Origin of the sequence: Microbacterium sp. CSI-V, from assembly GCF_001984105.1 — a bacterium.
Lineage (GTDB): Bacteria > Actinomycetota > Actinomycetes > Actinomycetales > Microbacteriaceae > Microbacterium.
Window position 1 is genome coordinate 503,422 of the sequence record NZ_MTQM01000008.1, and the last position, 15,149, is coordinate 518,570.

A 15,149-nucleotide genomic window follows, 5' to 3' on the forward strand; every position below is an offset into this window, starting at 1 on the left:
CCATGGTCTTCCAGGGCTCGAGCGCGGCCATCTCCCACACGGGCAAGGTGCGCTCCAACAATCAGGACTCCGGCTACGCCGGGTCCAACCTCTTCGTGGTCGCCGACGGCATGGGCGGTCACGCCGGAGGTGATGTCGCCTCGAGCCTGGCGATCGCGGCACTGACCGAGCTGGACCAGCCGTTCCCCAGCACGACCGCGGCCGAGCACGCCCTCCGCGACGCCCTCGCCGACACCGCGACGACCCTGATCGACACGGTTGCGCGTCGTCCGGAGCTGGCCGGCATGGGCACGACCGTCAGCGCGGTCATCATGGTCGACGACTACGCCGTCATCGGCCACATCGGCGACTCGCGCGTCTACCTGTACCGCGACGACACGCTCACCCAGATCACCACGGACCACACCTTCGTGCAGCGCCTCGTCGATTCGGGTCGCATCACCCCCGAAGAGGCGCGGTATCACCCGCGCCGGTCGGTGCTCATGCGCGTGCTCGGCGACATGGATCCCGACCCCGAGGTCGACACGTTCATCATGCCGACGCAGGACGGCGACCGCTGGCTCCTCTGCTCCGACGGTCTCTCCGGCGTCGTCGACGACGCGCACACGACCAAGGCGCTCGCGCTCGGGATGCCGCCCGCCCGCACCGCGGACGCACTGCTGAAGCAGGCGCTCGACGGCGGCGCCCCCGACAACGTCACCGTCGTCATCGTCGATGTGGGCGGTCAGCACCCCGTGTTCATCGGGACGCCCACGATCGTCGGCTCGGCCTCGAACCCCAGCGGCGTCATGGTCCCGCCCGTGCGGCCCGCGCGGTCGACGTGGCTGCACTCGGCGCGCCAGGCGGCGAACGAACCGACGCACTTCGAGCCCGCGGCCGAGTTCCTGGAAGAACTCATCGAGGAGGATCGTCGCCGCGCCCGTCGCCGGCGCCTGGGCTGGCTCGCCGCCCTCATCCTCGTGCTCGCCGGGATCGGTGCGGGCCTGTTCGCCGGCTACCAGTGGACGCAGACGCGCTACTACGTCGGCGCCGACGACAACTCGGTCGTGATCTATCGCGGCATCCAGCAGTCCATCGGGCCGCTGTCGCTGTCCACCGTCTACGAGGACACGAACATCGTGCTCGCCGACCTGTCCGAGTTCGATCGGCAGACGGTGGAGGCGACCATCTCGGCGCGCTCCCTCTCGGACGCCGAGCTCATCGTGGATCGTCTGCGTCCGGAACCGGAGGCCACGGGATGACCGACCAGAAGCTGACGCGATCGCCAGAGGTGTCCACCGACACCGCCGTCATGCGCGCGCTGAAGAAGATCCGGACGCCCGCCAAGCAGCGCAACCGCGAGCTCGGCCTGCTGCTGTTCGCGATCGCCGTCTACGGCGCGGCGATCGTGCTGGTGCAGCTCGGGGTGAACGGCGCGATCGAGTCGGGCTACCTGATGCTCGCCGGCATCCCCGCCCTGCTCGCGCTCGTCCTCCACGTCGTGCTGCGCCTGCGCGCCCGGGACGCCGACCCGTTCGTGCTCCCCATCGCGACGGTCCTCACGGGCCTCGGGATCGCGATGATCTACCGGATCGACCTCGCGGTCGGTCTGAAGGGGTGGGATGCCACGGCCATCCGCCAGATCGCCTGGGCGGCGATCGCCCTGGTCGCGGCCCTGCTCGTGGTCGTCTTCGTGCGCAACTACCGCGTCCTGTTCCGGTACACGTACCTCTCGGGCCTCATCGGCATCCTGCTGCTCCTGCTCCCCTTCGTCCCGGGCCTGGGCACCGAGCAGAACGCGGACGTGTGGGTCTCGCTCGGGTTCGTGTCCTTCCAGCCGGGCGAGCTCGCCAAGATCGCGTTGGCGATCTTCTTCGCCGGCTACCTCGTCCGCACCCGCGAGAGCCTCACCTCCACGGGGACGCGCTTCCTGTTCATGACGTGGCCGCGCGCGCGCGAGCTGGGTCCGCTGCTGATCATCTGGCTCGTCTCGCTCGGCATCATCGTGCTCCAGCGCGACCTCGGCACGGGCCTGCTGATCTTCGGGATGTTCGTCGCGATGCTCTACGTCGCCACCGGCAAGACCAGCTGGGTCCTGATCGGTGTCGTCCTGGCCGCGACCGGGGCGTTCCTGGCATCCCGCGTCCTGCCGTACGTCAACGGCCGCTTCACGAACTGGCTCGACGCCTTCAACCCCGAGGTCATCGATGCCGACGGCGGCAGCTACCAGCTGACCCAGGGCATCTTCGGCCTCGCCCACGGCGGTCTCTTCGGCACGGGACTCGGTCAGGGCCGCCCGTACATCACGCCGCTGTCGCAGAGCGACTACATCGTGCCGAGCCTCGGCGAGGAGCTGGGTCTCGTGGGCCTGTTCGCGATCCTCGCGCTCTACATGGTGTTCGCGAGCCGCGGCATCCGGGTCGGTCTCGCCGGACAGGACGACTTCGGGAAGCTCCTCGCCACGGGCTTCTCGTTCACGATCGCGCTGCAGGTGTTCATCATGGTCGGCGGTGTGACCCGGGTCATCCCGCTCACCGGCCTCACGACGCCATTCCTCGCGGCGGGTGGTTCGTCCCTCGTCGCGAACTGGATCATCGTCGCGTTCCTCCTCCGCATCTCGGATGCCGTCCGCAGCCGTCCCCGGGTGGTGATCGGCTGATGAGCACCGTCCCGTCCGTCCGCACCCGCACCCTGGAGGAGGCACCGTGACCAAAGAACTCCGACGCCTCAGCATCGTCATGCTGGCGATGTTCCTCGCGCTGTTCGTGTCGATCAGCGTCATCCAGGTCGGCCAGGCGGCCAACCTCGCGAACACCGCCGGCAACCGGCGTGCGCTGTACGACTCCTACGAGATCCAGCGCGGCTCGATCATCGTCAGCGGAACGGCGATCGCCTCGTCCGTCCCCTCCGAGGACGTCTACAGCTGGCAACGTCAGTACGTGGATGCCGACATGTGGGCGCCCGTCACCGGCTACATGAACCCCGTCCTCGACGCGCGGACCCGGATCGAGTCCGCCGAGAACGCCGTGCTCAGCGGTTCCGACGAGAACGACTTCTTCAGCCGGATCGAACGCACCGTGACGGGCGAGGTGCAGCGCGGATCCAACGTCGAACTCTCCCTGGATGCCGACGTCCAGCGCGCCGCCTGGGACGCCCTCGGCGACCAGCAGGGCGCCGTCGTCGCGATCGAGCCGTCCACGGGCCGGATCCTGGCCATGGTGTCCAAGCCGAGTTACGACACCAACCTGCTCGCTGTGCACGATGCGGACGCGGTGAACGCCGCGTACGACCAGCTCACCGCCGATCCGTCGAAGCCGCTCGACAATCGGGCGATCGAGGGCGACCTCAACCCGCCCGGCTCGACCTTCAAGCTCGTCGTGGCCTCGGCGGCGCTCGCATCCGGCCGCTACACCCCCGACTCGACGTTCCCTAACGTCTCCTCGTACACGCTGCCCCAGTCCTCGAGCGTCGTGAGCAACGCCGGTGGCGGAGCGTGCGGCGACGGCGACACGGTCACGATCGCGACGGCTCTGCGCCTGAGCTGCAACATCCCGATGGCGGAGCTCGCCGTCGAGCTCGGCGACGACGCGATCCGCGCCGAGGCCGAGAAGTACGGCTTCAACTCCTCGTTCGCGATGGTCCCGGACTCGACCTTCGCATCCACACCCTCGACCTACCCCTCGAACCTCGACGCGCCTCAGACGGCGCTCAGCGGCTTCGGCCAGGGGCAGGTGCGCGCCACTCCGCTGCAGATGGCGATGGTGTCGGCCGGCATCGCGAACGACGGCGTCGTCATGAACCCGCGCATGATCGACCGCGTGATCCGAACGGACCTTTCGAGCACCGAGGGCTCCAGCAGCGAGTACGGCCGCGCACTGGACTCCAACCTCGCGGCCCAGATGGTCACGATGATGAAGGCGAACGTCCAGGACGGCGCGGCGTCGAATGCAAGAATAGACGGGGTCGAGGTGGCGGGTAAGACCGGCACCGCAGAGAACGACACTCGTCCCTACACTCTCTGGTTCACCGGATTCGCCCCGGCGGACGACCCGAAGGTCGCTGTCGCTGTCGTGGTGGAGAACGGCGGGGGCCAGGGTCAGAGCGGGAGCGGCAACGAGATCGCCGCCCCGATAGCGAAGAAGGTCATGGAGGCGGTGCTGGGCAAATGAGACCGACGCAAGGAGTGACCTTCGGAGGACGCTACGAGCTGGATTCGCGGATCGCGATCGGCGGGATGGGCGAGGTCTGGGAAGCGACGGACCACGTCATCGGACGTACCGTCGCGATCAAGATCCTCAAAGACGAGTACATGGGCGACCCCGGCTTCCTCGAGCGCTTCCGCGCCGAGGCGCGCCACGCCGCACTCGTCAACCACGAGGGCATCGCGAGCGTGTTCGACTACGGCGAGGAGGACGGCAGCGCCTTCCTCGTGATGGAGCTCGTGCCCGGCGAGGCGCTCTCCACGATCCTCGAACGCGAGGGGTCGCTGTCCACCGACAAGACCCTCGACATCGTGGCGCAGACGGCGGCGGCCCTGCAGGCCGCGCACGCCGCCGGCCTCGTCCACCGCGACATCAAGCCCGGCAACCTGCTGATCACGCCCGACGGTCGGGTGAAGATCACCGACTTCGGCATTGCCCGCATCGCCGACCAGGTGCCGCTCACCGCGACCGGTCAGGTCATGGGAACGGTGCAGTACCTGTCGCCCGAGCAGGCGTCCGGCCACCCGGCATCCCCCGCGACCGACATCTACTCGCTCGGAATCGTCGCGTACGAGTCCCTCGCGGGCAAGCGTCCGTTCACGGGCGAGTCGCAGGTCGCGATCGCCATGGCGCAGATCAACGAGCAGCCCGCGCCGCTGCCCCCCACCGTCGCCGTCCCGGTGCAGAACCTCGTGATGGCGATGATCGCGAAGAAGCCCGACGACCGCCCGGCCTCGGCCGCTGCCGTGTCGCGCGCGGCGACGGCGCTTCGTCGCGGAGACCTGGCCGCGGCCGCCGGTGCCGTCCCCGCGATCGCCGCGGGTGTCGCGGTCGCCGACGAGGCCACGCAGCTGCTCACCGCGGGGCAGACCTCCGCCGCGACGCGCCTGCTGCCCGCACCCGCCGCGACGTCGCTCCTCTCCGAGGAGCACACGGAAGAGGACGCCCGCCCGCAGAAGAAGAAGCGCAGCCCGTGGACGTGGCCGTTGGTCGCGCTCATCGCGCTGCTGCTGCTCGTTCTGGGCGGCACGCTGTTCGCGGTGCTCAGCAACCAGAACTCGGCCGATCCCGACCCGTCCCCGTCGACGTCCGGCTCGGCGACGCCCTCGCGCAGTGCCTCGACCCCGTCGTCGACCCCGACGCAGTCCTCGCAGCTCATCGACGTCAACGCGCTCGGCCTGCCGGGCAAGACGTGCGACGAGGCCAGCGCGATCCTCGGCGACGCCGACCTCGGCGCCAACTGCGAGACCGGCAATGCCGCGACCTCGCCCGAGCAGGTCGGCACCGTCGACACCGTGACCCCCACCGGTCGCGTCCCCGCGGGAACGGTCATCACTCTGCGCGTGTTCGGCGAGCAGACGCAACTTCCCACGCCGGCCACGCCGACCATCGAGCCGAGCCAGGCCACGGCCGGCGGCACCGTCGAGGTCACCTGGCAGGCGTACACCTGCCCGTCCGGCACCGGAAACGTCGCGTCGTACAACTTCACCGCGACCCAGGGCACGTTCCAGAACGGTCAGTCGACGTCGTCGTTCGCGCCCGATGCACGCAGCGCGCAGCTCCAGGTCAGCAACTCGCCCGGGCAGACGCTGAAGGTGACGTACACGGTGAGCTGCTCCGGCACCGACCGGACCGTCTCGTCCGGCGAGGCGACCGCGGCGATCACGGGCGCCAGCACGCCCACGCCGAACCCCAGCGCCAGCCGCTGACCCGCGAAACCGATCCCCCACCACGCCAGGAGTTCCCCCGTGACCACTGAGACGCGCGTCCTCTCCGGACGCTACCGCGTCGACGACCTCATCGGTCGTGGCGGTATGGCCAGCGTCTACCGCGGCTACGACCAGACGCTCGGGCGCACGGTGGCGATCAAGATCCTCAAGGCCGACCTCGCCGGCGACGCCGCGTTCCGCACGCGGTTCCGTCTCGAGGCCCAGGCTGCGTCGCGCATGGCGCACCCGACGATCGTGCGGGTGTTCGATGCGGGCGAGGACGTCGAGGTGGGAGCCGACGGGCACGAACGTCCCGTTCCGTACATCGTCATGGAGCTGGTCCACGGGCGCCTCCTGAAAGACGTCGTCGCGGCGGGCCCGGTGCCCATCGACGACGCGTTGCGCTATGTCGACGGCATCCTGGAGGCCCTCGAGTACTCCCACCGTGCCGGTGTCGTGCACCGCGACATCAAGCCCGGCAACGTGATGATCACCGATTCCGGTCGCATCAAGGTCATGGACTTCGGAATCGCCCGCGCGGTGTCCGACTCCTCCTCCACGGTCGCCGAGACCACGGCGATCGTGGGCACCGCGGCGTACTTCTCCCCGGAGCAGGCGAAGGGCGAGTCGGTCGACGCACGCGCCGACCTGTACTCCACCGGTGTCGTGCTCTACGAGCTCCTCACCGGCCGTCCCCCGTTCCGGGGCGACACCCCGGTCGCCGTGGCGTACCAGCACGTGAGCGAGGCGCCCCTCCCTCCCAGCGAGATCAACGACACGGTCCCCCGCGCGCTCGACGCGGTCGTCCTCCGCGCCCTCGCGAAAGACCCGTTCCAGCGCCCGCAGGACGCCGCCGGCTTCCGCGAAGACCTGGATGCCACGGTCGAGGGCAAGGAACCCACGAAGCGTCAGATGTCGGCGCTGTCGAACGAGCTGTACGGCCCGAACCCGCGTCAGGCGGCGGAGACCGCGCGGTCGCTCCGTCAGCTCAGCACCGACACCACGATGCGCCGCACGCAGCCCGGTCCGCCGGTCGCGTGGATCTGGGCCGGAGTCGCCATCCTCGCCGTCCTCCTGATCTCGGTTCTGCTCTGGGTCATCCAGATCCAGCCGTCGACGGACGTGCCCTCGGCCGGTCGCACGGTCCCGAACGTCGTCGACATGACCTACGACGACGCGGTCCAGGCGCTCGAGAAGGAAGACCTCTCCGCCAAGCGCATCGACGTCGCCGATGCCAGCATCGCGGCCGGCAGCGTGGTGCGCACGACCCCGGGCGCCGACACGTCGGTCGCCGCGGGCCAGGAGGTGTCCGTCTACGTCTCCTCGGGTGCCGACACCGCGAAGGTCCCGACGCTCGAGGGGATCACCGAGACCGAGGCCCGCGCTGCGCTCGAGTCCGCCGGCCTGTCCCTCGGCCTGGTGCAGCGCAAACCCGATCCGGCCCTCGCCGCGGGCGTCGTGATGACGGCGAGCGTGGCATCCGGAACCGAGGTCGCCAAGGGCACCACCGTCAACCTCGTCGTCGCCAGCGGTACGGTCGTCATCGTCAACTACGAGGGCTACCCCGTCGACGTCGCCAAGCGCGAGCTGGAGTCGGACGACAAGCAGCTGACCGTGAGCACGCAAGAGGATGCCGGCTGCCCGGCCACGACCCCGTCGCTGGTCAAGACGCAGTCGCTCGCGCCCGGCGAGGTGCCGGTACACAGCGAGATCACTCTGACCTACTGCACCGGCCCCTGACCCCGTCGAGGGTGCAGGCTCCGCCCGCGCTCAGCCGCGCCTCGGAGTCCGGCATCCTCGAGCCAGCGGCCGAGCAGAGCGTGGCCGCCCTCGGTGAGGATGCTCTCGGGGTGGAACTGCACGCCGGTCAGTGGCGCGTCCCGGTGGGCGAGACCCATGATGACGCCGGTCTCGCTGCGGGCGGTGACGACGAGATCATCCGGCACGGTGGCGGGGTCCACGGCGAGCGAATGGTAGCGCGTGGCCCGGAACCCGTCGGGCAGGTCCGCGAACACGCCGAGGCCGTCATGGTGCACGGAACTGGTGATCCCGTGGAGCAGTTCGGGCGCTCTGGTCACTTCCGCTCCGAAGGCCACCGCGAGGGCCTGATGTCCCAGACACACCCCGAGGAGGGGGATGCCGTCGGCGTGGGCCGCGCGCACGACGTCGATCGACGCGCCGGCGTCGACGGGATGCCCCGGCCCGGGGGAGACGAGCACGGCGTCCGAGGCCGCGACCGCGGCGACGACGCCGGGGGCGGTGGCCGGGTGCATCGTCACGCGAGCACCGAGATCCGCGACGTAGCCGGCGAGTGTGTGCACGAAGCTGTCGCGGTTGTCCACGACGACGACGTGGAAGCTCACTCGACCGTGACCTCCTGTGGATAGAGGATGTCGCTCACCCACGGGAAGGCATAGAAGAACAGCCCGTAGAGGACGGCGGCGACCAGCACGAGGACGACGAGCAGGCGGACCCACCAGGGTCCGGGCAGCACGCGCCAGAGGGCTCCGTACATCAGGCGGCTCCGGTGGTCAGCGACGCGGGCGGTCCGTCGGCGCGGGGGGTGAAGGACTCGAAGACGCCGTACGCGATGGCGCGTTCCGTGGAGCCGTACCGCGGGCTGCACGTGGTCATCGTGATCAGCTTGTCGGTGGCCTGGACCTCGGGCTGCTGCGGGGTCGGGAGCAGCACCTCGACGCCGTCGGGGCGGACGTACTCGAGGTTGCGGAAGCGATAGGTGTACCAGCCGTCGGGCGTCTCGACGACGACCGCGTCACCGATGCGCAGCGACGGCAGGTCGGCGAAAGGGGCACCGTGGCTGCCGCGGTGGCCGGCGATGGCGAAGTTGCCCTGCTGACCGGGCATCGCGGTGTCGGGGTAGTGGCCGATCCCGATGGGGTCCAGGGTCACCGAGGCACTCACGCCCCCGGCGAGCTTGAACTGGTAGTCGGGTCCGAGACGGGGGACCTGGAGCACGCCGAAGACCTCGCCGTTCCCTGGCTGCGCCAGGGCGGGAGCCTCCACGGGACCGGAGCCATCGGGCGAGGCCGAAGGGCTCGGGGTCGCCGGAGCGGCCGCCCACTCCTCGGTCAAGGCGCCGGCTTCGCTCTTGAACTGGGCGCCGATGATCGCATCGCCGATCCACAGTTGCCAGCCGACGAAGAGGAGCACGACCACGCCGGCCGTCAGCAGCAGATCCCCGATCACGCCCAGCACGGTGACCCGGCGCCGTCGTTGCGGACGACGTCGGGACGCGCGGCGCGTGAGGGGCTGCTCGACCGTGGACACCAGGCGAGTCTAGTTCCGTGGGTGGAGAGTGACCTGGCCGTTAGACTGGCCCGCATGGCACGTACTGGCAACGGCGAAGACCCGATCGCTGAGCGCAACGAGAACGGTTCCACGCCCAACCCGGTGTGGTTCCTCCCGATCATGATCGGTCTCATGCTCGTCGGCTTGGTATGGGTGCTCGTCTTCTACTTGAGCAACTCGCAGTTCCCCGTGCCGGGCATCGGCGCGTGGAACCTCGTGATCGGTTTCGGGATCGCCTTCGTCGGCTTCCTGATGACGACGCGCTGGCGCTGACTCCCGCGCGACTTACACGCGTGTAATTCATCCCCACCTGTGGATGAGCCTGTGGATAACTCTCAGTAGTAGACCACGACGGGGATCACGAGCAGCCCGAACAGCACGATCGTGAGGGCGATCAGCAGCCCGATCTGAACGGGGCGCTGGCGGAGCAGCCGCGTGCGCGCGTAGATCCATCCGACGAGGGCACCGACGACGAGCCCTCCGAGGTGCGCCTGCCACGAGACACCGACGTTGGCCAGTGCCGCACCGAAGTCGCCGGTGGTCAGCGACGAGATGAAGGCCACCACGAACGGCCACGCGAAGTTGATGCCGATGAGCACCGCGATGACGCGGATGTCGGCGCCGATGTGCCGACCGATGACCAGGAGCGCACCGAAGAGGGCGAAGATCGCCCCGGAGGCACCGACGACGATCGTGGTGGGGGCGAGGAGCGCCACGGCGACCGAGCCGCCGAGTGCACCGAGCAGGTACAGCACGACGAACCGCCAGCGGCCGAGCAACGGTTCGAGGTTGCGGCCGATGAACCACAGCGCCAGCATGTTGAGGCCGATGTGGAGGGGCCCGGAGTGAACGAGAGCGGCGGTGAACAGGCGCCAGGGCTCGATCGGTCCGAACTGCGGGACGAGGAACGGGGGGTAGAACGCCAACGCGTTGCTGATGATGCCGCCGACTCCGGGGACGAGGCCGATCACGTAGGCCAGCCCGGTGATCGCGATGATCGTCAGCGTCGCCACGGGCCTGCCGCTCGCGACCGCGGCCATCGGTGCCGAACGCGACCAGCGGCGCTGCGCCTTCTTCTGCGCCGGAGTCTCGGTGGCCCGCTGCTGGGCCATGCACTCCGGGCAGATGACGCCGACGGCGGCGGGGGTCCGACACTCGGGGCATACCGTGCGCAGACACCGCTGACAGAGCACGAAGCTCTGCCGGTCGGGATGCCGGTAGCAGAAGTTGTCGCTGTTGCGACGGAACTCCTCGGTCGTAGACACCCGCCGCCGCCGAAGGTCAGACGGCGACGACGTCGACCGACTCGAGCACGACCGGCTCGACGGGGCGGTCGCCGGCGGCCGTGGCCACCTTGCTGATCGCGTCGACGACCTTCTTCGACGCGTCGTCGGCGACCTCGCCGAAGATGGTGTGCTTGCCCTGGAGCCACGGGGTCGGGTCGGTGGTGATGAAGAACTGCGAGCCGTTCGTGCCCTCGGGCTGACCGGTGATGGCGTTGCGGCGGAGACCCGCGTTGGCCATGGCCAGCTTGTAGGGCGCGGCGAAGTCGAGCTCGGGGTGGATCTCGTCGTTGAACGTGTAGCCGGGGCCGCCGACGCCCTGACCGAGCGGGTCGCCGCCCTGGATCATGAAGCCGGGGATGATGCGGTGGAACACGACGTTCGAGTACAGGGGACCCTCGCCCTTGGCGCCCGTGGCCGGGTTGGTCCATTCCTGGGTGCCGTCGGCGAGACCGACGAAGTTCCGGACGGTCCGGGGAGCGTGGTCTCCGAACAGGTTGACGACGATGTCGCCGTGGTTGGTGTGAAGGGTCGCAACGGCGGTGTGGGAAGCCATGGGTACATTCTCTCAGAGTTATCTGCAAGGGTTCGCGGACCGGGACCCCCGTTCTGGCAAGATGAATCGCGTACATCCCATCGACAGGGAGGATGAAGCCGTGGGCCTCAGCCGCAAGAGCAAGAAGGAACTGCGCAAGCTCCAGAAGCACGCCGCGAAGGTGTGGGAGTCCCAGCAGGTTCTGCTGGGCGAGAGCGGAAAGGTGGCCCGCGAAGCCGGTCGCCAGCTCGGTCGCTTCAGCCGTGAAGACCTCGTTCCCACCGTGCAGGACGGGTACGACAAGTACGCCGCGCCGTACGTCGACAAGAGCGTGAAGTACACCAACCGCTTCCTCAGCGACAAGGTCATCCCGACGGCCGGCGCCGTCGTGGGTGGAGCGATGTCGGTGTGGGATGCCGCGGGCGACACCCGTGACCGTCTGGCGAAGGGCCGCGGTTTCGAGCTCGACGCCCACAAGTACGCCAAGCGCGCCGAGAAGTACGGCAAGAAGGCCAGCAAGCAGCTGGCCGCCAAGCTCCCGAAGCAGCACGACGGCATCGGTGCCGGTGGCGTGATCGCCATCATCCTCGGCGTCGTGGCCGCTGCCGGCGTCGCGTACGCCGCCTGGCAGACCCTCCGCGCCGACGACGAGCTGTGGGTGGCCGACGACCCCCTGCGCGCTCCCGACGCGTGAGCGATCCCACCATCAGGGTCCGAGAGGCCGCGCACCAGCGCGGCCTCTCTGTCGATGTGCGGGAGCGACCGGCGGCCCGTTCCCTCGACGAGGCGGCGGAACTCCTCGGCATCCATCCGGACGACATCGTGAAGACCCTCGTGGTCAAGCGGTCGGACGACACGTTCCTGTTCGCCCTCGTTCCCGGTGACCGGGTCATCTCCTGGCCGAAGCTGCGGGCGGTCGTCGGCGTGAACAAGCTGCGGCTGCCCGAACCCGAACTCGCCCTCGCGGCCACGGGGTACGAGCGGGGCACCATCGTCCCGATCGGCAGTACGACGGACTGGCCGGTCTATGCCGACGAGAGCATCGTCGGCCGACGCATCGCCATGGGCGCCGGGGCGCACGGCTACAGCCTCTTCGTCGACGCGGACGATCTCATCCGCGCCTACGGCGCGACGGTCGCCGACATCACCGCACCGCGCGACTGACCGGCGGTCACAGGCGCGCCATCCGGAACGCGATGTCGACCAGCTGCACCCGCCGTACCTTGCGCGCGGCCGGGAGCGAGAACCACTGCGCCCGATCGGTCGAGCCATCGACCTCGAAGCTGAGCCGGCCGCCGACGATGTGCGCCCGGTAGACGATCCGAAGGGCGTGGAGCGGCCCGTCGGCACCTTCCGACAGGCGCCGCTCGGCGGGGATCACGCGGGAATGGATGCCGAGCAGCTTGTCGACCACGACCCGGAACCCGGTCTCTTCCCGCACCTCGCGACGCACGGCGCGTTCGGGATCCTCACCGTCCTCGAGGCCGCCGCCGGGGAGCGTCCACGCGGCGCGACGTCCTTCGACCCAGTGCGCGAGCAAGACGCGGTCGTCGGCATCCGTGATGACGGCGTACGCGGCGACCCGCATGTCCATGACCAGACTCTAGCGAAGCCTCCGACATCGCCCGGCCTCTCGCAACGCTCCCGACGCCGACGGAAGGGCCCGCCCACCCGAGGGTGGACGGGCCCGGCGAGCCGTGTTCCTCAGCCGATCGCTGTCAGAACGCCCCAGAAGGCGGCGACCAGGGCGAACCCGCAGAGACCGAGGACGGTGGTCAGCACGGTCCACGTCCTCAGTCCGTCGCTGACGCTCAGCCCGAGGTAGCGCGTCACGACCCAGAAGCCCGAGTCGTTGACGTGCGACAGACCCAAGGCGCCGAACGCGATCGCCAGCGTGATCGCGACGATCTGCAGCGGCGCGTAGCCGCCGTCGGCGACCGTGCTGGCCAGCAGCCCGGCCGTGGTGAGGATCGCGACGGTGGCCGATCCCTGAGCCGCTCGCAGCGCCAGGGACACCACGAACGCGAGCACGAGGATCGGAAGTCCGGTGGCGAGGAGCGTCGACGACAGTGCCGAACCGATCCCGCTCTCGGTGAGGACCCGCGCGAAGGCGCCGCCCGCCCCGCTGACGAGGATGATCGCCGCCGTGGGGGGCAGAGCCGACTCGAGGACGTCGCTGATCTTGTCGCGTCCCCACTTGCGACGCACGCCCAGGAAGTAGATCGCCAGAAGCACCGTGATCAGCAGCGCGAACAGCGGGGCGCCGATGAACTGCGCGACGTTGCGGACGGGGTCGCCGGCGGGGAGGAGGGTCGCGGCGGTCGTACCGATGCCGATCAGAACGAGCGGCGTGACGATGAGGGTCAGGATCATTCCGGCGGAGGGCGGCGCGACGGTGGAGGTGATCGTTCCCGTGACGGTGCTCTGCACGCCCCCGCGGCCGGACTGCTCGAACATCTCGCGCGTCGACGGGAGCATGTCGATGTCGCGCCGGGTGAGCCGGCCGGCCAGCAGGTGACTGACGAAGGCCAGCGGGATCGCCATGACGATGCCGACGATGGTGAGCCAGCCGATGTCGGCGCCCAGGAGTGCCGCGCCGCCCACGACGCCGGGGTGGGGCGGCACCGACACGTGCACGGCGAGCATGATCCCCGCGACCGGTAGGCCGAAGCGGACCGGCTTGAGACCGGCCGCCTGGGCGAAGCCGTAGACGATCGGCACCAGGATGATGAATCCGACGTCGAAGAACACCGGGATGGCCAGGACGAGGGCGGCACCCGTGAGGGCAGCACCGACACGGCGGGGCCCGAGGATCTCGGTGAACCGGCCGGCGAGGCTCGCCGCTCCGCCCGAGAGCTCGATGATGCGGCCGAGCATCGCGCCGAGCGTGATGAGGATGGCGATGGAACCCAGGGTGCTTCCGAGTCCGGCGACGATCGCGGGCACGATGCCCAGCCGCTCCGGATCGGTGTCGGTCGCCGGGATCGTCGCGAGCGGCAGACCCGCCGCCAGCCCGACCAGGATGCTGACGATCAGGAGCGCGAGGAAGGCGTTGAGTTTGAGCTTGATGATGAGGAAGAGCAGGAGGAGGATGCCTCCGACTCCGATGGCCAGCAGGACGGGTGTGGTCATTTCGCGGGTCTTCCTTGACGATGCGGGCGGGGTGCGCAGGGTGCGCGGGAGGGGGCGACCGTCGGGCCGCCCCGAGGGGGTTCAGGATCGACGCGTGGGGGCGGCGATACGGATGACGGCGGAGTCGTCGGCGGCGCCGAGTCCCTGGGTCTGGGCGACGAGGTAGCTCTGCTCCGCGGCCGCCGCGAGGGGCGCCGGGAGTCCGACGCGACGGGCGGCGGCGCCGACGATACCCATGTCCTTGACGAAGATGTCGAGTCGGCTCAGCACCTCCGCGCCGTCCTCATCCCAGGCCTGCAGCATCCGCGGACCGCGATTGCCGAGCATGAACGACGCGGCGGCGCCGGCCTGCAAGGCATCCAGGGTCCGGTCGAGGTCGAGCCCGAGCCGGTCGGCGAGGGCGAGCGCCTCGGCGGCCGCGGCGATGTGGACACCGCAGAGCAGCTGATTGACGGTCTTGAGCGCCTGGCCGTCGCCCGCACGTTCCCCGACGATCGTCAACGTCGAGGCCAGCGCCTCGAGGACGGGTCGAGCGACGGCGAGCGCGGACGGGTCGGCCCCGACCACGATCAGCAGATCGCCCTGGCGCGCGCGGACGGGGCCTCCGCTCAGCGGGGCGTCGACCAGGCCGATGCCCTTCTCGGCGAGGGCTGCGGCGACCTCGGCGACACCGTCCGTCCCGACCGTGCTGGTGAGCACCACGACGGCACCCGCCGGCAGCGATCCGGCGATACCGGCGGAACCGAAGAGGACGTCGTTCAGCTGGGCGGCATCCCGGACGGCCACGAGCACCACCTGCGCGACGCTCGCGGCATCCGTGGCGGACTCGGCGGGGACGACGCCGGACTCCTGCGCGAGGACGAGGCGGGCGGGAGCGATGTCGAAGCCGCGGACGGGGAGGGTCTCGGCCAGACGTGCGGCCATGGGCAGGCCCATGGCTCCGAGTCCGAGGACGGCGACGGTGGGGGTCGAGGTCATGGGGTCGATCCTTTTCAAGAGG

General features: G+C 69.8%; 16 protein-coding genes. 8 read left to right on the top strand and 8 right to left on the bottom strand.

What is annotated here, in order from left to right:
• Positions 1-2: 2 nt before the first annotated feature.
• Genes CSIV_RS08950 through pknB form a run of 5 tightly spaced genes read left to right on the top strand, consistent with a single transcriptional unit; the run spans position 3 to position 7,630 of the window.
• Entirely contained in the window at positions 3-1,241 is a 1,239-nt protein-coding gene (locus tag CSIV_RS08950; protein WP_077051035.1) for a PP2C family protein-serine/threonine phosphatase, read from the top strand.
• Positions 1,238-2,638 (top strand): FtsW/RodA/SpoVE family cell cycle protein, encoded by a 1,401-nt coding sequence (locus tag CSIV_RS08955; protein ID WP_077051036.1) that lies wholly within the window; start codon positions 1,238-1,240, stop codon positions 2,636-2,638. The genes CSIV_RS08950 and CSIV_RS08955 overlap by 4 nt, the downstream gene beginning before the upstream one ends.
• A gap of 46 nt (positions 2,639-2,684) precedes the next feature.
• Positions 2,685-4,148, top strand: a complete 1,464-nt coding sequence (locus CSIV_RS08960; protein WP_077051037.1) for a peptidoglycan D,D-transpeptidase FtsI family protein — start codon at positions 2,685-2,687, stop codon at positions 4,146-4,148.
• Entirely contained in the window at positions 4,145-5,890 is a 1,746-nt protein-coding gene (locus CSIV_RS08965) for a serine/threonine-protein kinase (protein ID WP_077051038.1), read from the top strand. Before CSIV_RS08960 ends, CSIV_RS08965 begins: the two co-directional genes overlap by 4 nt.
• A 39-nt stretch (positions 5,891-5,929) precedes the next feature.
• Entirely contained in the window at positions 5,930-7,630 is a 1,701-nt protein-coding gene (gene pknB / locus CSIV_RS08970; RefSeq protein ID WP_077051039.1) for a Stk1 family PASTA domain-containing Ser/Thr kinase, read from the top strand.
• On the opposite strand, the gene CSIV_RS08975 is transcribed toward pknB, so the two are convergent.
• The 3 genes from CSIV_RS08975 to CSIV_RS08980 are packed head-to-tail and all read right to left on the bottom strand — an operon-like array spanning position 7,612 to position 9,178.
• On the bottom strand, positions 7,612-8,253 hold the full coding sequence (locus tag CSIV_RS08975; protein ID WP_077051040.1) for an anthranilate synthase component II: 642 nt from the start codon (positions 8,251-8,253) through the stop codon (positions 7,612-7,614). The genes pknB and CSIV_RS08975 overlap by 19 nt on opposite strands.
• Positions 8,250-8,405: a hypothetical protein gene (locus CSIV_RS18370; protein WP_175627587.1), complete on the bottom strand. Its 156-nt coding sequence runs from the start codon at positions 8,403-8,405 to the stop codon at positions 8,250-8,252. Before CSIV_RS18370 ends, CSIV_RS08975 begins: the two co-directional genes overlap by 4 nt.
• On the bottom strand, positions 8,405-9,178 hold the full coding sequence (locus CSIV_RS08980) for a class E sortase (protein WP_077051041.1): 774 nt from the start codon (positions 9,176-9,178) through the stop codon (positions 8,405-8,407). The genes CSIV_RS18370 and CSIV_RS08980 overlap by 1 nt, the downstream gene beginning before the upstream one ends.
• A gap of 54 nt (positions 9,179-9,232) precedes the next feature.
• On the opposite strand from CSIV_RS08980, the gene CSIV_RS08985 reads away from it, so the two are divergent.
• Positions 9,233-9,472: a cell division protein CrgA gene (locus CSIV_RS08985; RefSeq protein ID WP_076492674.1), complete on the top strand. Its 240-nt coding sequence runs from the start codon at positions 9,233-9,235 to the stop codon at positions 9,470-9,472.
• Between the two features lie 62 nt (positions 9,473-9,534).
• Here the strand turns inward: CSIV_RS08985 and CSIV_RS08990 are convergent, their stop codons facing one another.
• Together CSIV_RS08990 and CSIV_RS08995 are read right to left on the bottom strand one after the other, a co-directional pair.
• A complete protein-coding gene (locus CSIV_RS08990) occupies positions 9,535-10,464 on the bottom strand; it encodes a rhomboid family intramembrane serine protease (RefSeq protein ID WP_077051042.1) in 930 nt (309 codons plus the stop codon).
• A gap of 16 nt (positions 10,465-10,480) precedes the next feature.
• Positions 10,481-11,038 (bottom strand): peptidylprolyl isomerase, encoded by a 558-nt coding sequence (locus tag CSIV_RS08995; RefSeq protein WP_077051043.1) that lies wholly within the window; start codon positions 11,036-11,038, stop codon positions 10,481-10,483.
• A gap of 100 nt (positions 11,039-11,138) precedes the next feature.
• Here CSIV_RS08995 and CSIV_RS09000 point away from each other — a divergent pair, with 100 nt between their 5' ends.
• Both CSIV_RS09000 and CSIV_RS09005 read left to right on the top strand, forming a co-directional pair.
• Positions 11,139-11,711, top strand: a complete 573-nt coding sequence (locus tag CSIV_RS09000; RefSeq protein ID WP_077051044.1) for a DNA helicase — start codon at positions 11,139-11,141, stop codon at positions 11,709-11,711.
• Positions 11,708-12,181, top strand: coding sequence for an aminoacyl-tRNA deacylase (locus CSIV_RS09005; protein ID WP_077051045.1), 474 nt, complete (start codon positions 11,708-11,710; stop codon positions 12,179-12,181). The genes CSIV_RS09000 and CSIV_RS09005 overlap by 4 nt, the downstream gene beginning before the upstream one ends.
• Positions 12,182-12,188: 7 nt before the next feature.
• Here the strand turns inward: CSIV_RS09005 and CSIV_RS09010 are convergent, their stop codons facing one another.
• The 3 genes from CSIV_RS09010 to CSIV_RS09020 all read right to left on the bottom strand — a co-directional run bounded on the left by CSIV_RS09010 (position 12,189) and on the right by CSIV_RS09020 (position 15,127).
• Positions 12,189-12,611: an NUDIX hydrolase gene (locus tag CSIV_RS09010; protein WP_077051046.1), complete on the bottom strand. Its 423-nt coding sequence runs from the start codon at positions 12,609-12,611 to the stop codon at positions 12,189-12,191.
• Between the two features lie 110 nt (positions 12,612-12,721).
• Positions 12,722-14,149 carry a GntP family transporter gene (locus CSIV_RS09015; RefSeq protein ID WP_077051047.1) on the bottom strand — a complete coding sequence of 476 codons (1,428 nt, stop codon included), beginning with the start codon at positions 14,147-14,149 and terminating at the stop codon, positions 12,722-12,724.
• 81 nt (positions 14,150-14,230) lie between these two features.
• Positions 14,231-15,127, bottom strand: a complete 897-nt coding sequence (locus tag CSIV_RS09020; RefSeq protein ID WP_077051048.1) for an NAD(P)-dependent oxidoreductase — start codon at positions 15,125-15,127, stop codon at positions 14,231-14,233.
• Positions 15,128-15,149: the final 22 nt, after the last annotated feature.